Raw genomic sequence first — 24,434 nt, 5'->3', positions numbered from 1 at the left:
ATGTCCACCGGGACCGGCGTGCTGGTCGTCGTCCTCGTCGCGCTGCTGTGCGCGGTCGTGACGATGGCGGCGGCCGCGCTGCGGGCCCGGCAGCTCGGCGTGGTCGCGGTGGTCGACGTGGCGTGGGGGCTGGGCTTCGTCGTGACCGCGGTCGTGACCGCGGCGGTGGGCACCGCGGTCGACGGCGCGGACGCCCGGCGCTGGCTGGTCGCGCTGCTGGTGGCGGTGTGGGGGCTGCGGCTGGCCTGGCACGTGCGCCGGCGGGCGGTCGGCGGGGGCGGCCACGAGGACCCGCGCTACGCCGAGATGCTCGGTGGGTCGCTGCGCGAGGTGGGCATGGCGGCCGCCGTACGCCGGGTCTTCGCGGTGCAGGGCGTGGCCCAGTGGTTCGTCGCGCTGCCGGTCGCGGTGGGCGCGGCGCTCGGCACCGCCTGGTCGTGGGCCGCGGTCGCCGGGGTCGCGGTGTGGCTGGTCGGCCTGGTCTTCGAGGCGGTGGGCGACGCCCAGCTGCGGCGCTACAAGGCGCGGCCGCGCGACGAGCGCCCGCCGGTGATGGACCGCGGGCTGTGGGGCTGGACCCGGCACCCGAACTACTTCGGCGACGCCTGCGTGTGGTGGGGGCTGTGGCTGGTGGCCGGGCTGGCCGCCGGCTGGCTGCCCGGCCTGCTCACCGTGCTCAGCCCGGTCGTGATGACGCTCTTCCTGCGCAACGTCACCGGCGCGAAGCTGCTCGAGCGGACGATGTCCCGGCGCCCGGGGTGGGACGAGTACGCCGCCCGGGTGCCGATGTTCGTGCCCCGGCCACCGCGGCGCTGACCGGCCTGCAGGAATCCCCGGCCAGCCGGGGAAACTCTCGCTTGAGGGGCGTTGCAACGCCCATCAAGCGCAGGGATCACCGGTCAGCCGGGGATTCCTGCAGCGGCCCGGCGGGGGCGGCGGGACGGGCGGAATCGACGCGGTCCGGGCTCACGGTCGCGCGGGACGGCTCGGCGGCCGGTCGGGGGCTCGCTCCGGGGTGTACGCACGTGCGTACACCCCGGAGCGGGACCACCGCCGGGCTCCGGCCACCCCGGCGGCAATCTCGAGCTGCACCTCCTTGTCCTGCCACCGGCGCGCCGGTTGACTCGGGACCCATGGACGCCGGACCGGACCGTGTCGCCGCGGCGTTCGCGGCCTGCCCGCGGGCACGGTTCCTGCCCGCGGGACAGCAGCGGCGCGCGGACTTCGACGGGCCGATCCAGATCGGCCATGGCCAGACCTGCTCCCAGCCGCGCACGGTCGAGGCGATGCTCCGGCTGCTGGAGGTGCGGCCCGGGCAGCGGGTGCTCGACGTGGGGTCGGGGTCGGGGTGGACCACCGCGCTGCTGGCGCACCTGACCGGTCCCGCCGGGACGGTGGTGGGGGTGGAGATCGAGCCGGAGTTGGTGCGGTTCGGGGCCGACCACCTGGCCCGGACCGGCCAGCCGTGGGCCCGGATCGCGCCGGCGGTCGAGGGCGTGCTGGGCTGGCCGGCGCAGGCGCCGTACGACGCGATCCTGGTCTCCGCGGGCGCCCGCGCGCTGCCCGCGGAGATGGTCGACCAGCTGGCCGCGCCCGGCCGGCTGGTGATCCCGGTGGCCGGCTGGATGCTGCTGGTGGAGAAGGACACCGCCGGCGAGGTGCGCACCGGCCGGCACGGGAGCTACCGCTTCGTGCCGCTGAGGTGATCCGGTTCGCCCGGTCCGTCGCGGCCGTCGAAGCTGACGTCGACCCGCTCGAAGCCCTTGTGCCGCTGGGCCCGGGCATAGCTGGCGTAGGCCTTGCGGTCGGCGTCGGTGAGCTGCACCGCGTCGGTGAACGGCGTGAGCAGCGCGCGGGGCCACAGCCGGCGGGCCAGCACCACGTTGATCTCGATGCCCAGCACGCCCATCACCGAGGCGATGTAGATCAGCCCGACCAGCCCCAGCACCAGCCCGAAGGTCTGGTTCATCGCGCTGGTCTCGGTGAGCACGTGGGTGACGTACCAGGTGCCGACGTACTGCAGCACCTGCCACATCGCGGCGACCGAGAACGCCCCGGGCGCCGCGGCCTTCAGCGGGTGGTCGCGGGCCGCCGCCACCCGGAACAGCAGCATCAGCACCACGCCGACGACCAGCACGGTCCCGATGCGGACCACCCAGCCGAGCCAGCCGCCGGCGTTCGCGAGCACCTGGGTGTTGCTCACCAGCGCCGAGAGCACCGAGATCGCGACCACCGCGGCGCCGGCCGTCACCAGCAGGAACAGGCTGCGCAGCCGCAGCAGGATCGGGTTCGGCCGGCTGTTGCGGGGCACCGACCAGGCGATGTTCATGGCGTTCTGGATGGCCTGGCCGAGCCCGAGGGAGCCGTAGAGCGCCGCCAGCCCGCCGACCACGATCGCGGTCACCGACCCCTGCAGGCCCTCGGGCCGGCCGAGCTGCTCCCCGATGATCGGGAACTGGCTCAGCGTCGAGCTCAGCACCTGCGCCTGCAGGTCGGGGTTCCCCTGGAGCACGAACCCGAAGATCGAGGTCGCCAGCAGCAGCAGCGGGAAGATCGCCACGAACGCGTAGTAGGTGATGATCGCGGCGAGGTAGTTGCCCTGGTCGTCGAAGAACTTGTAGACGACCGCGATCGGGACCGCCACGGGAGGGAACCGCCGCTGCCCGTGGTCGAGAGTGTCGGCGACCTTCCCCACGCGCCCCAACCTACCGGCCGCCCCCGCAGGACAGGCGTACGCCGGCCGCCGAGGTCAGTACGACTTCGGCAGCCCCAGCGAGTGCATCGCCACGAAGTTCAGGATCATCTCCCGGCTGACCGGCGCGATCCGGCCGGCCCGGGTGGCGACCAGCAGCCCGGCCATGCCGTACTCCTGGCTGATCCCGTTGCCGCCGTGGGTCTGCACCGCGCGGTCCACCGCGGCGCAGGCCGCCTCGGCGGCGGCGTACTTCGCCATGTTCGCGGCCTCGCCGGCGGCCAGGTCGTCCCCGGCGTCGCAGAGCGCGGCCGCCTTCTGGTTCATCAGCCGAGCCAGCTCGATCTCGATGTGCGACTGCGCGAGCGGGTGCGCGATCGCCTGGTGGCTGCCGATGGGCGCCTGGAAGACGGTGCGCTGCTTGGCGTACGCGGTGGCCTTCTCCAGCGCGAACCGCGCCAGGCCGAGGCTGAACGCCGCCGCCATGATCCGCTCGGGGTTGAGCCCGGCGAACAGCTGCACCAGCCCACCGTCCTCCTCACCCACCAGCGCGTCGTCGGGCAGCCGGACGTCGTCGATGAACACCTGGAACTGCTTCTCCGGCGAGACGATCTCCATCGGGATCGGGTTCGCCTCGAAGCCCGGCGCGTCGGTCGGCACCACGAACAGGCAGGGCTTGAGCCGGCCGGTGCGACTGTCCTCGGTCCGCGCGACGACCAGCACGTTGGGCGCCTCGTCGATGCCGGAGATCCAGATCTTGCGCCCGTTGAGCACCCAGCCGTCGCCATCCCGGCGCGCGGTGGTGGTGATGTTGTGGGAGTTCGTGCCGGCGTCGGGCTCGGTGATCGCGAACGCCATCGTGCCGGTGCCGTCGGCCAGCCCGGGCAGCCAGCGCTGCTTCTGCTCCGGCGTGCCGTAGCGGCCGATGATCGTGCCGCAGATCGCCGGGCTCACGACCATCAGCAGCAGCGGGCAGCCCTGGGCGGCGAGCTCCTCGCAGACCGCGGCGATGTCCCCGATGCCCCCGCCGCCGCCGCCGTACTCCTCGGCGATGTTGATGCCGAGGTAGCCGTGCCGGCCGATGTCGAGCCACAGGTCGGTGGTCTTGCCGCCACTGCGGGCCTGGGCGACGAAGTAGTCGCGGCCGTACTTCGCGGCCAGGCTCGCCACCGCCTTGCGCAGCTCCTGGCGCTCCTCGGACTCGATGAACGCGTGCGTCATGACTCCTCGCCTCCTTCGGGCTCCTGATGGTCGGTCGCGACCACGGCGAGCACGTCGCCCGCCGCCACCTGCTGCCCGGTGCTGACCGGGAGCTCGGTGACCGTGCCGGCGACCGGCGCCGCCACGGTGTGCTGCATCTTCATCGCCTCGAGCACCAGCACCGGCTGGCCAGCCGCGACCCGCGCCCCGGCCTCGACCGCGAGCCGGACCACGGTGCCGGGCATCGGCGCGAGCAGGCTGCCGCTGGCCACGGCGTCGGCCGGGTCCACGAACCGCGGCACCCGGACCAGCCGGACGTGGCCGCGCGGACTGTCCACGTCCGCGCTCGAGCCGTCCGCGGCCAGCGCCACGCGGTAGGTGGTGGTCTCCTTCTCGAAGCGCAGCCGCACCCAGTCCGGGCCCTCGGCGAGCACCTCGGCGTCAGCCATCGGGAACCAGAGGCCGTCGCGGCCGCCGCACCACGCGACCTCGTGCTCGTGCTCGCCCTCGCGCCAGACGACCTCCGACGGCCGGCTGCGCACGTTGCGCCAGCCGGCCGGGATCCCCTGCTGCACGGTGCGCCGGGCGGCGGCGGCGCGCACGACGAGGTAGGTCGCGGCCAGTCGCGCGCCCACGTCGTACGTCGGGGCCGGTGCCGGCCGGTCGACCAGGAACTGGGTGCTGACCTCACCGGCGAGGAACGCCTCGTCCCGCAGGATGCCGACCAGCAGGTCGCGATTGGTGAGGACGCCGTGGATCCGCGCCTTGGCGAGCGCATCCGCGAGCCGTCGCGCCGCCAGCGCCCTCGTCGGCGCCCACGCGATCACCTTGGCCAGCATCGCGTCGTAGTGCGTGGACACCTCGCTGCCGCTCTCGACACCGGAGTCCAGCCGGAGGCCGGGCCGGTTGAGCAGGTCGAACTCGGCATCCACGCCCGGGATGTCGACCAGCGTGAGCCGCCCGCTCTGGGGCTGCCATCCGGCGGCCGGATCCTCGCCGTAGAGCCGGACCTCGATCGCGTGGCCGTAGGTCTCGCCGATCGCGCGCGGGTCCAGCGGGCGCCCCTCGGCCACGGCGAGCTGGAGCTCGACCAGGTCGACCCCGTGCACCAGCTCGGTGACGGGGTGCTCGACCTGGAGGCGCGTGTTCATCTCGAGGAAGAAGAACCGGTCCGACCCGGCGTCGTAGAGGAACTCCACGGTGCCGGCACCGCGATAGTCGATCGCCTTCGCGGCCGCGCGGGCGGCGTCGTGCAGGGCGGTGCGGGTGGCCTCGGGCAGCCGAGGCGCCGGGGTCTCCTCGACGACCTTCTGATGACGTCGCTGGATCGAGCAGTCGCGCTCCCCGAGCACCAGGACCCCGTGCTGATGGCCGACGACCTGGACCTCGACGTGGCGGCCGCGCTCGACGTACGGCTCGACGAAGACGGTGCCGTCGCCGAACGCCGACGTCGCCTCGGCCGACGCCCTCTCGATCTCGGCCGGCAGCTCGTCCAGCGCCCGTACGATCCGCATGCCGCGTCCGCCGCCGCCTGCGGAGGCCTTCACCAGCAACGGCAGGTCGGCCTCGGTGGCGGTCTCGGCGGTGAGGCTCGCGAGGACCGGGACGCCGGCGGCGTCCATCAGCTTCTTGGACTCGACCTTGGAGCCCATCTGCTCGATGGACTCGGGCGCGGGGCCGACCCAGACCATGCCCGCCTCGATGACGGCGCGGGCGAAGTCGGCGCTCTCCGAGAGGAAGCCGTAGCCGGGGTGCAGCGCGTCCGCCCCGGCTCCCAGGGCGGCCTCGAGCACGAGGGCGGCGTCCAGGTAGGTCTCGGCGGGGCTGTTGCCGGGCAGCCGCACGGCGGCGTCGGCCTCGCGGACGAACGGGAGGCCGGCGTCGGCGTCGGAGTGCACCGCCACGGTCTCGATGCCGAGCCGGCGGCAGGTCGCGAAGACCCGGCGGGCGATCTCGCCGCGGTTGGCGACGAGCAGTCTGCTGATCACTTCTCCCACCTCACTGGGTCCCGACGCGCCCGTCGCGGCGCTCGTTCCTCCCACGCCGCTGCTCGCTTGATCACGGTCGGAACACCCCGAATCGGTCGGTGCCGGCGTAGGGCTTGTTCTCGATGACCGACAGGCAGATGCCCAGCACGGTGCGGGTGTCGCGCGGGTCGATCACCCCGTCGTCGTAGAGCAGCCCGGAGAGGAAGAACGGCAGGCTCTGCTCCTCGACCTGGGCCTCGACGAACTCGCGCATCGCGGCGTCGCCGGCCTCGTCGTACTCCTTGCCGCGCGCCTCGGCGGCGGCCCGGGCGACGATCGACAGCACGCCGGCGAGCTGGGCCGGCCCCATCACCGCGGACTTGGCGCTGGGCCAGGTGAACAGGAACCGGGGGTCGTAGGCGCGGCCGTTCATGCCGTAGTTCCCGGCGCCGTAGGAGGCGCCCATGATGATCGAGAGGTGCGGCACGGTGCTGTTGCTGACCGCGTTGATCATCATCGCGCCGTGCTTGATGATGCCGCCCTGCTCGTACTCCTTGCCGACCATGTAGCCGGTGGTGTTGTGCAGGAACAGCAGCGGGGTGTCGACCTGGTTGGCGAGCTGGATGAACTGCGTCGCCTTCTGCGCCTCCTCGGAGAACAGCACGCCCTGGGCGTTGGCGAGGATGCCGACCGGCCGGCCGTGGAGCCGCGCCCAGCCGGTGACCAGGCTCGGGCCGTAGAGCGGCTTGAACTCGTCGAAGGCGACCTCGTTGCCGGGGCCGGCGCCGTCGACCACGCGGGCGATCACCTCGCGGGGGTCGAACGGCTCCCTCAGGTCGGTCGGGATCAGGTCCAGGAGCCCCTCGGGGTCCCGGTCCGGCTCGGCGTACGCCGGGACGTGCCCCGGGCCCTGCCCCGAGACATGCTCCGGGGAGTACGCCTTGCGCCAGTTGAGCCGGGCCACGATCCGGCGGCCGATCCGGATCGCGTCGCGCTCGTCCTCGGCGAGGTAGTCGGCCAGGCCCGAGGTCCGCGCGTGCATCTCGGCGCCGCCGAGCGACTCGTCGTCGGACTCCTCGCCGGTCGCCATCTTCACCAGCGGCGGGCCGCCGAGGAACACCTTGGCCTGCTCCTTGACCATCACCGTGTAGTCGCTCATGCCCGGCACGTAGGCGCCGCCGGCGGTGGAGTTGCCGAAGACCAGCGCGATCGTCGGCTGCTTGCGGGCACTGGCCCGGGTTAGGTCGCGGAACAGCCGACCGCCCGGGATGAAGATCTCCTTCTGGGTCGGCAGGTCGGCGCCGCCGGACTCCACCAGCGAGATCGTCGGCAGCCCGTTCTCCTCGGCGATCTGCGAGGCGCGGAAGATCTTCTTGACCGTCCACGGGTTGCTCGCGCCGCCCTTCACGGTCGGGTCGTTGGCGGTGATCAGGCACTCGACGCCCTCGACCACGCCGATGCCGGTGACCACGCTGGCGCCGACGGTGAAGTCCGAGCCCCAGCCCGCGAGCGGGCTCAGCTCCAGGAACGCCGAGCCCTCGTCGACCAGCAGCTCGATCCGCTCCCGGGGCAGCAGCCGGCCGCGGGCGTGGTGCCGCTCGACGTACTTCTCCCCGCCGCCGGCGACCGCCTTCGCGTGCTCGGCGTCGAGGGCGGCGAGCTTCTCCAGCATCGCCTCCCGGTTCGTGGGCTCGGCAGGCTCGGCGGGCTCGGCCGGCTCGGCGGGCTCGACCACCGCGTCCGCGGTCACGGTGTGTAGCCCAACAGCCGTGCGGCCAGATCGGTCAGCACCTCGGTCGCTCCTCCTCCGATCGGCAGGATCCGGGCGTCGCGGTAGTGCCGCTCCACCTCGGTCCCGTGCAGGTAGCCGGCCCCGCCGTGCAGCTGGACCGCCTCGTGACAGACGTGGGTGGCGGCGTCGCAGGCGGTCTGCTTGGCCAGGCAGGCCTCGGCGACGACGTTCTCGCCCTGCCCCCGGGTGTGCAGGACGTGGCGCCGGGCCACCTCGCGGGTGTACGTGCGGGCGACCTCGACCTGCCGGTGCATCTCGACGAGCTTGTGCCGGACCACCTGGTTGGCGACCAGCGGCCTGCCGAAGGTCTCGCGGTCGCGGCAGTACGCCGCGGTCAGCGCCAGGCTGCGGGCCGCGATGCCGTAGGCGTGCACCGCCAGCGCGATCCGCTCGACGACGAACTGCTCGGCGATCTGGTAGAAGCCGGAGTTCTCCGCGCCGACCAGGTTGGCCACCGGGACCCGCGCGTCGACGAAGGACAGCTCGGCGGTGTCGGAGCAGTGCCAGCCCATCTTGCCCAGCGCCCGGTCGACGGTGAAGCCCGGCGTGCCCTTCTCGACGACGAGCAGCGAGATGCCCGCGTGGCCACCCCCGGGGCCGGCCGGCCCGCCGGTGCGGACGGCGGTGGTCACGAAGTCCGCCCGGACCCCGCTGGTGATGAACGTCTTGGTGCCGTTGACCACGTACTCCCCGCCGTCCCGCACGGCGGTCGTGCGGAGGCCCGCGACGTCGGAGCCGCCGCCGGGCTCGGTGATCGCGAGCGCGCCGATCGTCGCCCCGGCCAGGGTCGGGCGGACGAACCGGTCGACCAGGTCGGCGTCGCCGGAGGCCGCGAGGTGCGGCAGCGCGATGCCGCCGGTGAACAGCGCCGCCATCAGCCCGCTGGAGGCGCCGGCCTCGAACATCGCCTCCTGCAGCGCGACCGAGTCCAGCAGGTCGCCGCCCTCGCCGCCGACGGCCTCGGGGAACGAGACGCCGAGCAGCCCCTGGCGGGCCGCCTTGGCGTGCAGCGCGCGCGGGACCGAGCCCGCGTCCTCCCAGCCGTCGAGGTGCGGTGCCACCTCCCGGCGTACGAACTCGGCCGCGGTCGCGCGCAGGGCGTCGCGCTCGGCGGTCACGACCGGGCCCCCGGGCTCTGGGGCCGGCAGCAGCACGCGCTCCGGGTCACAGCAGTCCCTCCTGGATGTGCACCATCCGCGAGCGGACCCACTCCCCGAGCCCCTTGGCCTGCGGGTCGAAGCGGGTCGAGGCGGCCACCCCGGCGCCGAGCAGCCCGCGGAGCACCACGTTGACCGCGCCGAGGTTCGGCAGCACGTAGACGTCGATCTCGAGGTCGGCCGCCTCGGGGACCAGCTCGCGGATCTTCTTCGGGGTGATCAGCTTGGCCAGCCAGGTGACCCGCGCGTCGTACTTCTCGGGGTGGCCGGGGCCCTCGTGCGCGACCCACAGCCCGAGGTTCGCGTCGCCGCCCTTGTCGCCGGAGCGGGCGTGCACGAAGGTGCCCAGCGGCAGGCGGCGGTTGAGCGAGTCGGCGGGGGCGGGGTACGGCGAGGGCCGCCGGCCGGCGTCGGGCGGCACCTCGCCGAACGTCTCCGGGTCGGGCACGACCTCACGACGGCCGTCGGCGTGCACGACGGTGTGCGTGAGCGCCCCGCGGTCGACGAACGCCGCCCGGTAGACGCCGTACGGCGTGGGCGCGGCGGGCGGGCCGGTCATCGTGAAGCCGGGGTACGACGCGAGCGCGAGCTCGACCGCGGGGCCGGTGAACGCCTTGCCGCACGGGTCCGGGGAGGGGTCCATGACCGTGCACCGCAGCAGGCAGGACGCACCCTCCTCGGTGGCCGCGTCCTCGGCCGGGAACGACCCGCGGGTCCAGGACACGGACGCGGCGGTCAGCGCGGGGCCGAGCTGGTCGCGCAGCCACCGCTCCTTCTCCTCGACCTCCAGTCCGGTGAGCACGAACTCCACCGTGTTGCGCCACCCGCCGAGCTCGTTGAGGCAGACCTTCAGCCGCTCCGGCGGCGCCGTCCCCCGCACCCCGGTGACCGCGACCCGGTCCGGTCCGACCTGCTCGAGGCGGACCGAGTCGAGCTCGGTGGTGACGTCGGGGCCGAGGTAGTGGGTCGACTGGACCTCGTAGACCAGCTGGGCGGTCACGGTGTCGACGGTGACCGCGCCGCCGGCGCCGTCTGCCCTGGTGATCACGCTGGACCCGTCGGCGGCGAGCTCGGCCACCGGGAAGCCGAGCGGCCGGGACAGCGCGCCGGCGCGAGCCAGGCCCAGGAAGCCGGAGAAGTTGCCGCCGGTCGCCTGCGTCCCGCACTCCAGGACGTGCCCAGCCACGACGGCGCCCGCGAGCTCGTCGTAGCACTCCGGCGTCCAGCCGAAGTGGGCGACCGCGGGCCCCACCACCAGCGAGGCGTCGGTGACCCGGCCGGTGACCACGACGTCCGCGCCGCCGCGCAGGGCGGCGGCGATGCCGAAGCCGCCCAGGTAGGCGTTGGCGGTGAGCGCGCCCGCCCAGCCGTGCTCCGCCGCGACCGGACGCAGGTCGTCACCCTCGACGTGCGCGACCGCGACGTCGAGGCCGAGGCCGGCCGCGACCTCGCGCAGCCGCCGCGCCAGGCCGGCGGGGTTGAGGCCGCCGGCGTTGGCGACGATCCGGACCCCCCGTTCGAGCGCCAGCCCGAGGCAGTCCTCGGCCTGCCGGACGAAGGTCCGCGCGTAGCCGAGGGAGGGGTCCTTGAGCGTGTCCTTGCCCAGGATCAGCATCGTGAGCTCGGCCAGGTAGTCGCCGGTGAGCACGTCGAGGGGTCGCCCCCCGACCGAGCCCTCGAGCATCTCGCGCATCGCCGAGAGCCGGTCGCCGTAGAAGCCCGAGCAGTTGCCGACGAGCAGCGGGCCGGTCCCCGGGTCAGTCATCGGGTCAGCCCCCGGGTCAGTCACCGTGTCAGTCATCGGGTCAGCCACGCCGGCCGCGCCCCTCGCCGGGCGGGCCCGCGAACGCCTGCGCCAGGCCGAGCCAGCGCTCCGCGTCCGCCCCGGCGGCGACCAGGTCGGTGTCGTCGCGGTGCACGCGCCGGGTGACCAGCAGGCAGAAGTCGTACGCCGGGCCGCTGACCCGCTGGTCGGCGCCCTCGGGACCCCAGGTCCACAGCGCCCCGGACGGGGCGACGAGCTCGACGCGGAACTCGCCGGCCGGCGGCTCGAGCCCGTGGGTGCCGAACGCGAAGTCCCTGGTCCGCACGCCGAGGTGGGCCACGTGCCGGATCCGGTCGGTGGGCTCGGGCCGGGCGGCGCCGAGCGCGTCGTACACGTCGAGCGCGTGTGCCCAGGTCTCCATGAACCGGGCGGTCGCCATCGACGCCGGCGCCATCGGCGGGCCGAACCACGGCATCTTCTGCCCCGAGGGGTAGTCGTGGAGCGCCTTCGCCAGCGTCGTCCGCCCCCGGTCCCAGCGGGCGAGCAGGTCGGCGGCCGGGAGCGCGGCGAGCCGGTGCGCCTCGGCGTCCACGAACCCGTCGGGGTCGCCGAGGGCCTGCCGCACCAGCGCGTCCCAGGCCGCCTTGTCGGTGGCGGCGGCGGTGGCCGCCTCGTCGGTCCACGCGAGGTGGGCGACCTGGGCGGCGACGTCCCAGCCGGCCGCCGGGGTCGGGGTGTGCCAGCCGCCGTCGGCGGAGTCGTCGAGCCCGGCCACCGTGTCGCGGAGCCGGTCGCCCTCCGCGGCGAGGTCGGCCAGCAGGTCGTCGAGCAGGCTGCTGGTGGCGGTCATGCGTCCTCCTGCGGGGTGGCGCCGAGCGCGGCGTCGAGGGTGGCCGCCCACTGGTCGAGGATCCGGTGCCGGCGCCGGACGTCGTCGGTGATGGTGTTGGCCAGGCCCAGGCCGCGGACCAGGTCGAGCGTGGCCTGCACCAGCTCGCGCACGCCCGGCCGGGCCTCGTCGGCCTCGAGCAGGTCGACGGTGAGCCGGTGGGTCTCGCGGCCCACCCGCTGCTCCAGCGGTGCGACCGCCGCCAGCAGCGCCGGGTCGGTCCGGGCCGCCACCCACAGCTCGAGGGCCGCGGTGAAGACCGGGGAGGTGAAGTGGTCGGCGAGCATCTGGAGCACCGCGCGGGTGCGCCGCGGCCCGGTCGGCAGCGCGGCCGCCGCCTTCTCCAGCTCGGCCGCCCGGACGTCGGTGAGGTGCTCGACCGCGGCGACCACCAGCGCGTTCTTGGTCGGGAAGTGGTGCAGCTGGGCGCCCCGGCTGACCCCGGCCCGCTCGGAGACCAGCGTGGTCGAGGTCCCGCCGAAGCCACGCTCGACCAGGCACTCGACCGTGGCCTCGAGCAGCCGGGCCCGCATCGCCCGGGTCCGCTCCTCCTGGGGCACCCGCACGGTCCCCGCCTGGCTGCTCACCCCGCCAGCATCCGCCCGACAGCAACAAACAGTCAAGCCTGACTTTTAGTTGGGTCGGATAGAAGAGGTAGTCCGTGACGTTTGGGTCGGTTACTCGTCAGTAAGGCGACCCAAACGTCACGGACTACCCCAAAGGCCTCAGTCCAGCCGGGCGACGAGGGGGAGCCGGGAGCGGACGCAGAGCCCGACGACCGCGGCGGTGAGCAGCGGGAGGGCGACGACCAGCCCGAGCACCAGCAGCCACGGGACGTCGAGGAAGTGCGCCGCGCCGGCGCCCGCTCCGCCGGGCGACCAGTCGGCGCCGGTCAGCGGATAGGTGATCGCCACCCCCGGGATGAAGCCGACGGCCACGCCGAGCAGCGCGCCGACCACCCCCACGAAGGTCGCGTACGACGCGGCGACCCCGCGCCGGGTCCGGGGCGCGGCCCCCACCGCGGCCAGCGTGGCCAGGTCGGGCCGGGCGTCGGAGAGCGCCAGGAACGTCGCGGTCAGCGTGCCACCGAGCATCAGCACGGCCCCGAGCCCGAAGAGGATCCACTCGATGATCAGCGTCGAGCTGTCCGGCACGTAGCCGCGCTCGACGTAGAACGAGGCCCCGTCGTCGACCGCGGCCAGCCCCTCGGTGGCCGCCTCCTGCTCGGCCGCGGAGATGTCGGTGCCGCCCACGGTCAGCCCCACCGGGACCACCCGCAGCCCGAGCCGGTCGGCAAGGGCGGAGGACACCACGGCCTGCGGCTCCCCTTCCGTGTTCCCGATCGGTACGACGGTGGCCGGGACCGTGGCCCGCACCGGTCGACCCTGTCTCCGGCCGCGATCGTCCGAGATCCGGATCCGCAGCCGCACCGGCCCGTCGGTCGCGCCCTGGTCGGTGAACGCCACCAACCCACCGGCCGCGAGCGCCCGCTCCGCCCGCCGCCGGTCGGAGCCGGAGATGCCGACGAGGCCGGCGGGCAGCGACCCGTCGGAGACCAGCACGTCGGCGCCGAACCTCGTCCCGTAGCTCCACAGCAACGGCTCGTGGTGACGCGCCAGGCTCACCTCGGTGTAGCCGTCCCCGGGTGTCCCCAGCCCCCGGACCCGGTCCACGACGGCGCCGGGGACGTCGCCCTCCACGACCCGCCGCATCGCGGCCCAGTCCGTCCGGACCCCCTGCGGGGCCGTGACGACGCCGGCGCCGGCGGCCAGGAAGGGGTCGTAGTGGGCGGCGTTCTGCGCCTCGTCGCTGGCCACGGCGATCCCAAGCGCGACCACACCGGCCACGGTCGCGGCCACGGCGGCGACGGCGGGCGCGGTGCGGGAGCGGTGTCGCGCGGCGTCGCGGGCGGCGTACCGCAGGGTCAGCGGCAGCCGTCGGGCCAGCCGGCCGACCAGCACGAGCACGACCGGCACGAGCAGCACCATCCCGAGCACCGACACGATGGCCGCGCCCGCGATCGGGTACGCCGCGCTGGCGCTCCCGCCGCCCGAGGCGCCGTACGCCGCGGCCGCCACCCCGGCGCCGAGCAGCAGCACGCCGAGGATCGGCGAGCGCAGCGAGGCCTTCCGGTCCCCGCGGCGGCCGGCCAGCACCGCGACCACGTCCTGGCGGGAGGCCAGCCAGGCCGGCGCCGCGGCCGCGAGGACTGCGCTGGCCAGGCCGAACGCCGCGATGCCGGCCAGGTGCCGCCACGGCACCTCGAACGGGCCGAACCAGGTGCCGGACCGTGCCTGCAGCACCGGCACGAGCAGCCGTCCGGCGCCGATTCCCGCCCCCACGCCGACCAGCGCGGCGACGCCGCCGAGCACCACCGCGCCGGCAAGCACGACCCGGCGCGCCTGGGGCGGGGTGCCGCCGGTGGCCGCCAGCAGCGCCAGCGAGCGGGACTGCCGGCGTGCGCCGACCGCGAACGCCGGACCGGCCAGCAGCACCACCTCGATCAGCGCCATCACCACGACGAGCACCACGACCGCGATGGTCGACTGGTTCGACTGGTCGACGTACTGCCGGATCTGCGGCGGCATCGGCGGCGGGTCCTCGACCACCGCGCGCGACAGCACTGTGGCTCCCCGCCGGTTCAGCGCCCGGACCTGGTCCCAGGTCACCGGGTCGCCGGCCACCAGCCAGGTGGTGGTGCCGGGGGTGTCGTCGTGGAAGGTGCCGATCGGGCCCGCGACCTGCGGGTAGTCCCGGGCGGTGGCGTCCTCGGCGATCCCCACGATCCGGGGATCGCGCGCGGCCGGTCGACCCACCACGTCGAGGCGGCCGTCGAGCGAGTAGCCCTGCGCAGTCAGCGCGGCGTTGACCACCACCTCACCCGGCGCGGCGGGCCAGCGGCCGGCGGTGAGCCGGTAGAGCCCGCGCGTGACCGGGTCGCGCAGGTCGAGCCCGGTCGCCGCGACGTCGCGCCGGCCGTCGTCGGTGGTGACCGGGACCTGGCCGCGCCGCTCCTCGACCAGGCGGGCGCCGCCGAGTGTCCGGGAGACCTGCTGGGCGGTCAGCGGGACGGAGTCCTCGCTTCCGTCCGAGGTCGCGGTCCGGTCGGGGTCGATCCACTGCACGACGGTGTCCACGCCCGGCTGGACGCTCACCCGGGCCTGGGCCTGGCCCAGGCGGCGGTCGAGCGACTCCCGGGTGTTGACGTCCTGGGTCTTCATCAGCACGTCGGCGGCCGTGACGCCCAGCACCGGCAGCGCGATCATCACCAGCACGAGCACGCTGCGCCCCCGTGCGCGCAGCGCCTCGCGCCGGGCCAGGCGGAGCGCCAGGCGCCAGCCGGCCCACCACCGGCTCACGCCGGTCCCCCCAGCAGGCCCGGCTCGAGCAGCGCGTCGACCGGCAGCGAGCCGGACTCGTCCACCACGACGCCGTCGCGGAGGAAGACCACCCGGTCGGCCCAGGCCGCGTGCCGGGCCTCGTGCGTGACCAGCACACCGGCGGCGCCGGCGTCGCAACGAGCACGCAGCAGCGTCAGCACGTCCTCGCCGGTCTGGGTGTCCAGCGCCCCGGTGGGTTCGTCGGCCAGGATCAGCCGGCGCTCGCCGACCACCGCCCGGGCGATCGCCACCCGCTGCTGCTGCCCGCCGGACATCTCGTCGGGGAACCGGTCGGCCAGGTCGCCGATCCCGACCTCGTCCAGCGCGGCGCGCGCGGCGCGGCGGGCCTCGCGGGCCCGGACGCCGTCGAGCTCGAGCGGCAGCGCGACGTTCTCCGCCGCGGTCAGCGCCGGGATCAGGTTGAAGTCCTGGAAGACGTAGCCGATCGAGGTACGCCGCATCCGCGCGCGTCCCGGGTGGCCGAGCGTGGCCAGGTCGCTGCCCTCGACGCGCACCGCGCCCGAGGTCGGCTCGTCCAGCCCGCCGGCCAGCGTGAGTAGCGTCGACTTGCCGGAGCCCGAGGGGCCCATCACCGCCACCAGCTCGCCGGCGTGGGCCGCGAACGAGACCTCCCGCAGGGCGACCACCTCGGTCGCCCCCTGCCCGTGCACCCGGGTCACCTGCACCAGCTGCAGCACCGGGTCCATCACCGGGTGCATCACCGCACCGCCTTCCGGCCCCGGGTGCCGCGGACCGGGCGACGGGACGGCGAGCGACGCAGCCGGACCGCGCACAGCGCCAGCCACCGGTCCTCGGCCCGGTGCAGGCGGGTGGCCTGCTCGGGCCCGAGCTGCGCGGTCACCGGGTGCCGTCCCGGGTCTCGGCGGGCTCGGTCGGCGCGGAGGACGCGGGGGGCGCGGAGGACGCGGAGGGCGCGGAGGGCGCCGCGGTCGCCGCGGCCCGGCGCTCGGCGGCGGCGCGCCGCAGGCGGGCCTCGCAGTGGTCGAGCCAGCGGATCTCGGCCTCGGCGGCGAAGATCAGCGAGTCCAGCACCAGGCTCCAGGCCAGCTCGTGGCGCCCGTCCCCCGCCGCGCCCGCTCCCCGCCGCTTGAGCCGGGTGTAGTCCTGCAGCGCCGTCATCGTCGCGCCCCGCTGCTGCTGGATGACCTGGCCGACGTCGACCCCCGGGACCGTCACGGCCAGCGCCAGCTTGATCGCGAGCTCGTCTCGCGGCGGCTGGGTGCGGGCCACCGGCGTGGTGAACCAGGCCGCCACCTCCTCGCGCCCCGCGGCGGTGATCCGGTAGATCGCCCCGTGCGTCGCACCCCCGTCCGCGGGCTCGTCCGCCGCCGCGGTCTCGACCAGCCCGTCCCGCTCGAGCCGGGTCAGGGTCGTGTAGACCTGCCCGACGTTGAGCGGCCAGGTCGACCCCGTCCGCTGCTCGAACTCCGTGCGCAGCTGGTAGCCGTACATCGGCTCCTGCTCCAGCAGCGCGAGCAGCGCCTGCTTCACCGACATGGCCGACCTCCCGACGAGTGCTCCACGGCCCCCGTCGAGTCGTGGATACCGAGTATGTATACCACGTATGTAGCGGGCCGGTCGATGATCGCGTGCCGGCGCGGCGGGGGGTCAGGAGGCTGGGGCGCGCTCGCTGGGCTCGCTGGGCAGCAGCTCGAGCAGCCGGGCGAGCGCCGCCCGGGCCCACTCCGCCTTGAGCGGGTCGCCGGGCAGCGACCTGGCCAGGAGCAGCCCGTCGAGCGCCGCGACCACGAGGTCCAGCCAGGCGTCGTCGAGGTGGGGCACGGCCCGCTGCAGGCGAAGCCGCCGGGCCCGGCGGAGCTCGGCCATCGACCGGGCGATGCCCTCGTCGCCCCGGCCCATCGCGACCAGCGCGAGGTCGAAGGCGGCGTCGTGGACCTGGTCCTCGCGCTCCGGGAGCAGGCGCACCAGGTCCTCCGGCCCGCCGACCCACGGCAGGTCCTCGGCCCGCTGCTTCGACCAGCGGGCGACGGCCAGGTGCAGGGCGTGCTGGCGGGAACCGAAGTGGTGCACCACGCCGGCGGGGCTCATGCCCGCGTCCGCGGCGAGGGCGCGCAGCGACGGGGCGAGGTCACCGCGCCCGACCACCAGCCGGAACAGCGCGTCCAGCAGCGAGTCCAGCACGTCCATGATCAGCACGTTGCGCGGCATGTGCCGAGCCCACCACGGATCGTCCCGGCCCGCCCGCCGCTCTCCACAGCCACCGAGCTCCCGGGGGCTCGGGGGGTCGGGGTGAGCCATCGGCGCCGCCGTCTCCCGGGGGGCGCCCGGGCCCCGGTCTCGGGGGGTGCCTCCGCCGTTTGAACATACATTTGTTCAACCCGCGCGGGCACCCGTGGTCCCGGCCCCCGGTCTCGGGGTCTGGCACGATGCCGGGGATGGACGGACGGGGCGCGGTCGACGAGCTGACCTTCCTGCTCGCCCGCGTGGCGATCGTGGCCGTGCCGGCCGGCATCGGGTACGCCGCCGCGGGCAAGCCCGGAGCCGTGATCGGTCTCGTGGTCGGGCTGGTCGCCGCCGGCGCGTTCTGGTCCTGGAGCACCGCCAGCGGCGCCCGGGCCGCGGCACGCAGCGACCTCACCGCGGACGCGGACGCGGACGCGGACCTCAACGCCGACGCCGACACCGGCCCGGAGCCGCCGGAGCCGCCGGCGGGCGAGGGCGACGGCCGGCAGGTCCGTGGCCCCGACTGACGCGGGGCGGTCCCGGCATCGCCTCGACCGCGGCTACGACCCGCCCGCTGCCAGCGCGGATGGAGACGGCCGCGGCTGCGACTGACGGCGGAACGCCGCATAGCCGGCGAGATCGTCGGTGTTGACGTAGTCCACACCGTCGGCGGCGAGCTCTCGCCAGAGGTCGTCCCGTGCCGGGCCGGGGTCGTCCGGGGTGTCCCAGAACCGGATCGCGGAGCCCGCGGCGTGTGCTCCCTCGACCAGCCGGAGGAGGCGGTCGTGCTCGTCGCGCGGCATGTCGCCGCGACCGTCCCAGGTGAAGAAGTCGGCCCAGTCCGCCGAGGCGAGCGGGGTGACGGCCTCCCCGACGGGGCGCTGATGCCCCGGCCGGAGCGGCTCGTCGTAGCCGAACAGCGACGTGGTGCCGGGATCCGGGACGACCGGGTGCGCGTTGCCGGAGACCACGACGCTGACCGGGCCCGGCACCGCCGTACAGCCGCGGTAGCGGGTGAGCATCGAGGAGTACGACGCGAGCTCGGTGCGCAGCAGCGGCAGCGTCCCCGCGGGCGCACCCTTGACGTCGACCAGCAGCTGCACCCGGGGAGGGAGCGACCCCCCGCGCACGTCGCGGGCGAGCGGGCGGAGGTAGAGCTTCTCCAGGGTCCGCGACGGGTCCACCTGGTTCCGCTGGTGCGCGACCAGCAGCTCGCCGTCCACGGCCCAGACATCGGCCTCGACGCTGGTGAACCCGGCCGCCAGGGCGTCGGTGAGCGGGTGCCGGTGCTCGTAGTCGTTATGGGCGTGCCCCTGGGGCACCCGTGGCACCGGCCAGGCGCCGCGAAGGGCCGCGGCGCAGTTGAGCGGCAGCCGCACCGGAGACGCTCCGGCGTAGATGGTGCCGGCGATGAAGACGACGAGCAGCACCACGAGCCGCACGGGGACCTCCGGGGTCGACGGGAAGGTCGCGACGCGAGGCGCGCCACCACCGGGACTCCCCGTGGAGGAGGTGATGCCCGCTGACGGTCGTCCTCAATCCGGACCGGTCGGATGAACCAGGTCACCGGGACCACCGGCGCCCCCGCGCCCCCCGGCACCACCGAGCCGTCAGCGGTAGGTGAGGTGCTCGCCCTCGAGGTGCGGGTGCTCGTTGAAGGTGAGCAGCCGCGGACCGGTCGGGCCGACCACCACCCTGGTCACCGAGGAGTTCACCGTGACCGTGTTGAACCGGGCCCACAACCGCGCCAGCACGGCGGGGTCCTCGCCGGTCGGGTCGACCAGTGCGGCGCAGGCGGCCGCGATCGGGCCGCCCGAGCTGACCGCGACCACGGTCCCGCCCGGCCCCGCGGCCGCGCAGGCGCGGTCGAGCGCGGCGCGGACCCGGGCGAGGAACGCCGGGTAGGACTCCGGATAGTCCTCGTCGTGCCCGCCGGCGCTCCACCGCGCGGTGGCACGCTCGAAGAGCCGCTGGAACTCGCGCCGGTCACCGGCCCGCATCGCATCACCCGCGGGTGCGCCCGGGAAGGCGGCGACCACGCCGAGGTGGTCGAACTCGTCCCACCCGGGGTCGACCTCCACCGGCACCTCCCACGCGGCGCCGGCCAGCATCCCCTCGGCGGTCTCCCGGTGCCGGCGCATCGCGCCGCGCCACACGACGTCGGGGGCCACCTTGCGCTCGGCCAGCCACGCCCCGAGCAACCGGCTCTGCTCCCAGCCGGTCTCCGAGAGCACGTCGTAGTCGTCGGCGCCGAAGGACGCCTGCCCGTGCCGGACCAGCAGCACGACCCCCATCAGGGCCTGCGCTCGGCGCTCGAGCCGGCCGAGACCAGCTGCCGGCAGCGCTTCTCCAGGTAGCCGACCGCGGGCCCGAACACGGCGTACGCCTCGTTGGTGGTCTGCCGATGGTAGTAGCGGTACCAGATCTGCTGGGCGATCACCGCGAGCCGGAACAGCCCGAACACCTCGTAGAACCGCCAGCACTCGGGCGTCATCTCGAAGCCCATCCGGGCGCAGTACGCCGCCACGAACCGCTCCCGCGTCCACATGCCGGGCGCGGTAGTCGGCTGGCGGCGGAAGGACTGGAAGAACTCGTCGTCCCCGGCCTCGACCCAGTAGGCGAGCATGCCGCCGAGGTCCATCAGCGGGTCGCCGACGGTGGCCATCTCCCAGTCCAGGACGCCGATGATCCGCAGCGACCGCTCCCCCGGTGCGAGCACCAGGTTGTCGAAGCGGAAGTCGTTGTGGATCAGCCGCTGCGCCACGTCCTCGGGCTGGTGCGCCTCGAGCCAGGCGGTCAGGTCGGACCAGTCCCCGGTGTCGTCGGTACGCGCCCGGTCGAACCGGCCGATCCACCCGGAGACCTGGCGGCCGACGTACCCGGGACCGCGGTTCAGCCGGGCCAGCTCCGGCACCGCGCCCACGTCGACGGAGTGCAGGTCGACCAGCACGTCCAGCGCGCGCTCGCACAGCGTGGACGCCTCGTCCTCGGTGAGCGCCCAGGGCAGGTCCCGGCGCAGGATCGTGCCGTCGAGCCGCTCCATGACGTAGAACTCCGAGCCGATCACGGAGGCGTCCTCGCAGAACCCGACCATCCGCGCCACGTGGGGGAAGACCGGCGCGAGCGCCGCCTGGAGGTGGTACTCCCGGCCCATGTCGTGGGCGCCGGCCGCCTTCGCGCCGGCGGGCGGGCGACGCAGGACCAGGTCCAGGTCGGGCCACGACAGCAGGTAGGTCAGGTTGGAGGCGCCGCCCGGGAACTGCCGCACCGACGGGGTGCCCGCCAGCCGGTCGCGCGCCCAGTCCGCGGCGTGCCCGCGCAGCCAGCCGGCCACCGCCCCGACGTCGAACGCGTCCTCCTCACGCACCGGCCGGCTCTCGTCGGTCGAGGCCTCGTCCCTCACGTCATCTCCTCCAGCTTGGCGGCCTGCGCGCGCATCACCGCGTCGTAGGCCGGACGGTCCTGCTGCTTGAGCGCCCACGCCTGCCGGGCGGCCGGGTCCGGCACGATCAGCTCCTCGCCCCGGTCCAGCCCGTCGAGCACCGCCGCGGCCACGTCCTCGGCCGAGGTCGGCGAGGAGTCGACCAGGTGGGACATCACCCGGGCCAGCGCCTGGTCGCGGCCGCGCATCGAGGCCATCAGGTTGGTCCGGAAGTACGACGGGCACACGACGTGCGCGGACACGCCGTACGCCGCCAGCTCGTGCCCGGTGGTCTCGGTCAGCGCCACCACCGCGGCCTTCACCGCGTTGTAGGACGCCATGCCGGCCGGGTGCACCAGCCCCGCCAGCGAGGCCACGTTGACGATCGCCCCCGAGCGCTGCCGCTTGAACAGCGGGACGAACGTCCGGGTCCCGCGCACGGCCCCGAACAGGTTGACCTCGGTGAGCCACGCCCACTCGTCGAGGCCGGCGACGTCGAGCCGGCCGCCCCCGGCCACCCCGGCGTTGTTGACCAGCACGTCGAGCCCGCCCCAGGTCGCCTCGACGTGGGCCAGCGCCGCGGCCCAGTCCTCGTCGGACCGGACGTCCAGCGTCAGATCGCCGCCGGCCGCATCGGTCCGCAGCACGACGTCCCCGCGCGCCTCGAACGCGTCGGAGAGCGCCAGGCCGAGGCCGGACGCGGCCCCGGTGACGAGCACCCGCCGCCGGGACGGGGCGGCGGCGCGGGCAGGCGGCGCGAAGTCCATGCCGGGCACCCTAGTCCGCGGGCCGGAGCCTGCTCTCCCCGCCGTCCACGCCCATCCCCAGCGGGGTGGCCCGATCACGCCATGGACTCCTCCGGCCGGTCTTCCTAGCGTCGAGAGCGGGACCACCTCATCCGGAGGCGGCCCGGCGACGGCAAGGAGGAAGCCGGTGTTCATCCAGATCATCCAGGGCAGGTGCAGCCGCCAGGACGAGCTCCACGCCCTCGCCGACCGGTGGCGCGAGGAGCTCGGACCCACCGCGGACGGCTGGCTGGGCGGGACCTACGGGTTCACCGACGACGACACGTTCCTCGGCATCGTGCGCTTCGAGTCGCGGGAGGCCGCGATGCGCAACTCCCGGCGGCCCGAGCAGCAGGCCTGGGCCGAGCAGATGGCGGCGCTGGTCGACGGCGAGCTGGAGTACCACGACTGCGACGACGTCACGCTGCTGATGGGCGGCGGCTCCGACGACGCGGGCTTCGTCCAGGTCATCCGCGGCAAGGTCGACGACGTCGACCGGCTCAGGACCATGATGACCTCCGACACCGACACGCTGCACCGGATGCGGCCCGAGATCCTCGGCGGCACGCTGGCCATCGAGCCCGACGGCACGTTCACCGAGACGATCGCGTTCCGCGACGAGACCAGCGCCCGGCAGGGCGAGCAGGTCGAGCCGCCGGCCGAGATCCTGGACACCCTGCAGTGGGCGATGCAGGACGCGACCTACTACGACCTGCACCACCCCTGGTTCAGCTCGAAGGGCTGACCCGGGAGCAGGACCGCCTCAGGCGGGGAGCCTCCCGCCGGAGGCGGCCAGCTCGCGGAGGTACGCCGTGGGCCGGAACCGCTCGCCGTACCGCTCGGCGAGCTGCTCGGCGCGCGCCACGAACGCCGCGAGGCCGATCCGGCCGTCGTGCTCGTAGCCCTGCATGAACTGCGCGGCCCCGCCGGTGTTCGGCGGGAAGCCGATGCCCATGATCGAGCCGATGTTGGCCGCGGCGGCCGAGGTGATCACGCCCTCCTCGAAGCACTTGGCGGTCTCGATCGCCTCCGCGAACAGCATCCGCTCCTGGACGTCGGCGAACGGCACGGCCGCCTCGCCGTGGTCGGCGGCGACCGGGAAGGTGTCCGCGAGACCCTTCCACAGCGAGAGCCGCCGGCCGGACTCGTCGTACTCGTAGAAGCCCGCGCCCTTGAGCCGCGAGGGCCGGCCAAGCCCGATCATCGTGTCGATGACCGCCTCCGCCGGGTGCGGCTCGTAGGTCCGCCCGGCGGCCTCGACCGCGGTGCGGGTGGCGGTGCTGATCTTCTTGAACAGCTCCATGTTCAGCTCGTCGCTGAGCTGCAGCACGCCGACCGGGTAGCCCGCCTGGGTGGTGGCCCGCTCCAGCGAGACCGGGTGCACGCCCTCGGCGAGCATCGCCAGGCCCTCGTTGACCATGGTGCCGATCACCCGCGAGGTGTAGAAGCCGCGGCTGTCGTTGACCACGATCGGGGTCTTGCGGATCTGCTGGACCACGTCGTAGGCCTTGGCCAGCGCCTCGTCGGAGGTCTGCGCGCCGCGGATGATCTCGACCAGCGGCATCTTGTCGACGGGGCTGAAGAAGTGCAGCCCGATGAAGTCCTCCGGCCGGTCCACGCCCGCGGCCAGCTCGGTGATCGGCAGCGTCGAGGTGTTGGAGCACAGCAGCGCGTCGGCGTTGACGTGCGCCGCGACCTCGGCGAAGACCTGCTTCTTCAAGCCCGGGTCCTCGAAGACCGCCTCGATGACCAGGTCGCAGCCGGCGAGGTCGGCCGGGTCGGCGGTCGGGGTGATCCGGCCGAGCAGCTCGGCCTTCTTCTCCTCGGTGCTGCGGCCCCTCGCGATCGCCTTGTCCAGCAGCTTCTCGCTGTAGGCCCGGCCCTTCTCGGCGCTCTCCAGCGCGACGTCCTTGAGGACCACCTGCATCCCGGCGCGGGCGCAGGAGTAGGCGATGCCGGCGCCCATCATGCCGGCGCCGAGCACGCCCACCTTGGTGGCGCGGTAGGTGGAGACGCCCTCGGGGCGCAGCTTGCCGGCGTTGATCGCCTGCAGGTCGAAGAAGAACGCCTGGATCATGTTCTTCGAGCCCTGGTCGACCACCAGGCTGGTCAGGTAGCGCGACTCGATCCGCGAGGCGGTGTCGAAGTCGACCTGCGCGCCCTCGACCGCGGCGGACAGGATCGCCCGCTGCGCCGGGTAGTCCGCGCCCTTGGTCTGCTGGCGCAGCAGCGCCGGGAACGCCGGCAGGAACGCCGCCAGCTTGGGGTTGCTCGGGGTGCCGCCGGGCATCTTGTAGCCGGGGGCGTCCCAGGGGTTCTGGGCGGCGTCGGGGTTGGCCCGGATCCACGCCTTCGCGGTGGGGACCAGCTCCTCGCGGGTGGCGACGACCTCGTCGACCAGGCCCTTCTCCAGGGCCTGGGCGGGCTTGAACCGGGTGCCCTGCAGCAGCACGTCCATCAGCGCCGGCTGGATCCCCAGCATCCGCACGGTGCGGGTCACGCCGCCCCCGCCCGGCAGCAGCCCCAGGCTCGCCTCGGGCAGCCCGACCTCGGCCTTCGGGTCGTCCACGACGATCCGGTGGTTGGCGGCCAGGCAGATCTCGTAGCCGCCGCCGAGCGCGGCGCCGTTGATCGCCGCGACGACCGGCCGGCCGAGCAGCTCGAGCCGGCGCAGCGCGGCCTTGACCCGCTCGCAGGTCGCGAACACCTCGGCCGCGTCGTCCCGGGTCGCCTGCACCATCGTGGTCAGGTTGCCGCCCGCGAAGAAGGTCTTCTTCGCGCTGGCGATCACCACCCCGGTGACGCGCTGCTCGTCCTCGGCCACCTCGGCGTACAACCGGTCGACCGCCGCCTCCATCGACGCGATGTAGAGGTCGTTCATCGTGTTGGCGCTGGCCGTCGGGTCGTCGAGGGTCAGCGTGACGATGCCGTCGGCGTCCCGCTCGTAGCGGACCGCGGTCTCGTGGTCCGCGGCGGCCTGCTCGGTGCTGGTCTCAGTCATGCCTGTCGGTGTCCTTCGTTCGTGGCGAGGAAATGTTGAGTTGGGCCCGGCGCCGCGTTGAGTTGGGCCCGGCGCCGCGTTGAGTTGGGCCCGGCGCCGCGTTGAGTTGGGCCCGGCGCCGCGTTGAGTTGGGCCCGGCGCCGCGTTGAGTTGGGCCTCGTCCCGGCGTACCGCCCAACT

General features: G+C 74.5%; 22 protein-coding genes. 4 read left to right on the top strand and 18 right to left on the bottom strand.

What is annotated here, in order from left to right:
- Together BJZ21_RS01165 and BJZ21_RS01160 are read left to right on the top strand one after the other, a co-directional pair.
- Entirely contained in the window at window positions 1-816 is an 816-nt protein-coding gene (locus BJZ21_RS01165) for a DUF1295 domain-containing protein (protein WP_179662079.1), read from the top strand.
- 317 nt (window positions 817-1,133) lie between these two features.
- On the top strand, window positions 1,134-1,706 hold the full coding sequence (locus tag BJZ21_RS01160; protein WP_179662078.1) for a protein-L-isoaspartate O-methyltransferase family protein: 573 nt from the start codon (window positions 1,134-1,136) through the stop codon (window positions 1,704-1,706).
- Here BJZ21_RS01160 and BJZ21_RS01155 read toward each other — a convergent pair.
- The 13 genes from BJZ21_RS01155 to BJZ21_RS01095 form a co-directional block, all read right to left on the bottom strand.
- Window positions 1,682-2,695, bottom strand: coding sequence for a YhjD/YihY/BrkB family envelope integrity protein (locus BJZ21_RS01155; protein ID WP_179662077.1), 1,014 nt, complete (start codon window positions 2,693-2,695; stop codon window positions 1,682-1,684). The two genes, BJZ21_RS01160 and BJZ21_RS01155, sit on opposite strands and share 25 nt — an antisense overlap.
- Before the next feature lie 54 nt (window positions 2,696-2,749).
- Window positions 2,750-3,913 carry an acyl-CoA dehydrogenase family protein gene (locus BJZ21_RS01150; RefSeq protein WP_179662076.1) on the bottom strand — a complete coding sequence of 388 codons (1,164 nt, stop codon included), beginning with the start codon at window positions 3,911-3,913 and terminating at the stop codon, window positions 2,750-2,752.
- On the bottom strand, window positions 3,910-5,880 hold the full coding sequence (locus BJZ21_RS01145) for an ATP-binding protein (protein WP_179662075.1): 1,971 nt from the start codon (window positions 5,878-5,880) through the stop codon (window positions 3,910-3,912). The genes BJZ21_RS01150 and BJZ21_RS01145 overlap by 4 nt, the downstream gene beginning before the upstream one ends.
- 70 nt (window positions 5,881-5,950) lie before the next feature.
- Window positions 5,951-7,531 (bottom strand): acyl-CoA carboxylase subunit beta, encoded by a 1,581-nt coding sequence (locus BJZ21_RS01140; RefSeq protein ID WP_179665435.1) that lies wholly within the window; start codon window positions 7,529-7,531, stop codon window positions 5,951-5,953.
- Window positions 7,532-7,605: 74 nt separating this feature from the next.
- Window positions 7,606-8,769, bottom strand: coding sequence for an acyl-CoA dehydrogenase family protein (locus BJZ21_RS01135; RefSeq protein WP_179662074.1), 1,164 nt, complete (start codon window positions 8,767-8,769; stop codon window positions 7,606-7,608).
- Between the two features lie 46 nt (window positions 8,770-8,815).
- On the bottom strand, window positions 8,816-10,573 hold the full coding sequence (locus BJZ21_RS01130) for an acyclic terpene utilization AtuA family protein (protein ID WP_179662073.1): 1,758 nt from the start codon (window positions 10,571-10,573) through the stop codon (window positions 8,816-8,818).
- Window positions 10,574-10,613: 40 nt separating this feature from the next.
- Window positions 10,614-11,423 (bottom strand): TIGR03084 family metal-binding protein, encoded by an 810-nt coding sequence (locus tag BJZ21_RS01125; RefSeq protein WP_179662072.1) that lies wholly within the window; start codon window positions 11,421-11,423, stop codon window positions 10,614-10,616.
- Entirely contained in the window at window positions 11,420-12,049 is a 630-nt protein-coding gene (locus BJZ21_RS01120; protein WP_343051891.1) for a TetR/AcrR family transcriptional regulator, read from the bottom strand. Before BJZ21_RS01120 ends, BJZ21_RS01125 begins: the two co-directional genes overlap by 4 nt.
- A 138-nt stretch (window positions 12,050-12,187) precedes the next feature.
- The gene (locus BJZ21_RS01115) at window positions 12,188-14,821 is read right to left on the bottom strand and encodes an FtsX-like permease family protein (RefSeq protein ID WP_179662071.1); all 2,634 of its coding nucleotides are present in this window, start codon (window positions 14,819-14,821) and stop codon (window positions 12,188-12,190) included.
- Window positions 14,818-15,561 carry an ABC transporter ATP-binding protein gene (locus BJZ21_RS01110; RefSeq protein WP_179665433.1) on the bottom strand — a complete coding sequence of 248 codons (744 nt, stop codon included), beginning with the start codon at window positions 15,559-15,561 and terminating at the stop codon, window positions 14,818-14,820. Before BJZ21_RS01110 ends, BJZ21_RS01115 begins: the two co-directional genes overlap by 4 nt.
- Window positions 15,561-15,704, bottom strand: coding sequence for a hypothetical protein (locus BJZ21_RS01105; RefSeq protein WP_179662070.1), 144 nt, complete (start codon window positions 15,702-15,704; stop codon window positions 15,561-15,563). The genes BJZ21_RS01110 and BJZ21_RS01105 overlap by 1 nt, the downstream gene beginning before the upstream one ends.
- Complete coding sequence (locus BJZ21_RS01100; RefSeq protein WP_179662069.1) at window positions 15,701-16,360, bottom strand: PadR family transcriptional regulator; 660 nt, start codon at window positions 16,358-16,360, stop codon at window positions 15,701-15,703. The genes BJZ21_RS01105 and BJZ21_RS01100 overlap by 4 nt, the downstream gene beginning before the upstream one ends.
- Before the next feature lie 111 nt (window positions 16,361-16,471).
- Window positions 16,472-17,032, bottom strand: coding sequence for a TetR/AcrR family transcriptional regulator (locus BJZ21_RS01095; RefSeq protein ID WP_179662068.1), 561 nt, complete (start codon window positions 17,030-17,032; stop codon window positions 16,472-16,474).
- Window positions 17,033-17,259: 227 nt separating this feature from the next.
- Here BJZ21_RS01095 and BJZ21_RS01090 point away from each other — a divergent pair, with 227 nt between their 5' ends.
- Window positions 17,260-17,574: a hypothetical protein gene (locus BJZ21_RS01090; protein WP_179662067.1), complete on the top strand. Its 315-nt coding sequence runs from the start codon at window positions 17,260-17,262 to the stop codon at window positions 17,572-17,574.
- 33 nt (window positions 17,575-17,607) lie between these two features.
- Here BJZ21_RS01090 and BJZ21_RS21625 read toward each other — a convergent pair whose 3' ends face one another.
- The 4 genes from BJZ21_RS21625 to BJZ21_RS01070 all read right to left on the bottom strand — a co-directional run bounded on the left by BJZ21_RS21625 (window position 17,608) and on the right by BJZ21_RS01070 (window position 21,235).
- The gene (locus BJZ21_RS21625) at window positions 17,608-18,489 is read right to left on the bottom strand and encodes a PI-PLC domain-containing protein (RefSeq protein WP_179662066.1); all 882 of its coding nucleotides are present in this window, start codon (window positions 18,487-18,489) and stop codon (window positions 17,608-17,610) included.
- Between the two features lie 168 nt (window positions 18,490-18,657).
- Window positions 18,658-19,341 (bottom strand): histidine phosphatase family protein, encoded by a 684-nt coding sequence (locus BJZ21_RS01080; RefSeq protein WP_179662065.1) that lies wholly within the window; start codon window positions 19,339-19,341, stop codon window positions 18,658-18,660.
- Window positions 19,341-20,450, bottom strand: a complete 1,110-nt coding sequence (locus BJZ21_RS01075; protein ID WP_179662064.1) for a phosphotransferase — start codon at window positions 20,448-20,450, stop codon at window positions 19,341-19,343. The genes BJZ21_RS01080 and BJZ21_RS01075 overlap by 1 nt, the downstream gene beginning before the upstream one ends.
- Window positions 20,447-21,235 (bottom strand): SDR family NAD(P)-dependent oxidoreductase, encoded by a 789-nt coding sequence (locus tag BJZ21_RS01070; protein WP_179662063.1) that lies wholly within the window; start codon window positions 21,233-21,235, stop codon window positions 20,447-20,449. Before BJZ21_RS01070 ends, BJZ21_RS01075 begins: the two co-directional genes overlap by 4 nt.
- 166 nt (window positions 21,236-21,401) lie before the next feature.
- On the opposite strand from BJZ21_RS01070, the gene BJZ21_RS01065 reads away from it, so the two are divergent.
- Complete coding sequence (locus BJZ21_RS01065) at window positions 21,402-21,998, top strand: hypothetical protein (RefSeq protein WP_179662062.1); 597 nt, start codon at window positions 21,402-21,404, stop codon at window positions 21,996-21,998.
- An 18-nt stretch (window positions 21,999-22,016) separates the two neighbouring features.
- Here the strand turns inward: BJZ21_RS01065 and BJZ21_RS01060 are convergent, their stop codons facing one another.
- On the bottom strand, window positions 22,017-24,254 hold the full coding sequence (locus tag BJZ21_RS01060; RefSeq protein ID WP_179662061.1) for a 3-hydroxyacyl-CoA dehydrogenase NAD-binding domain-containing protein: 2,238 nt from the start codon (window positions 24,252-24,254) through the stop codon (window positions 22,017-22,019).
- Between the last annotated feature and the right edge of the window lie 180 nt (window positions 24,255-24,434).

The organism is Nocardioides panaciterrulae (assembly GCF_013409645.1).
Classification (GTDB): Bacteria; Actinomycetota; Actinomycetes; order Propionibacteriales; family Nocardioidaceae; genus Nocardioides; species Nocardioides panaciterrulae.
This window is presented reverse-complemented; position numbering and strand designations above follow the sequence as displayed.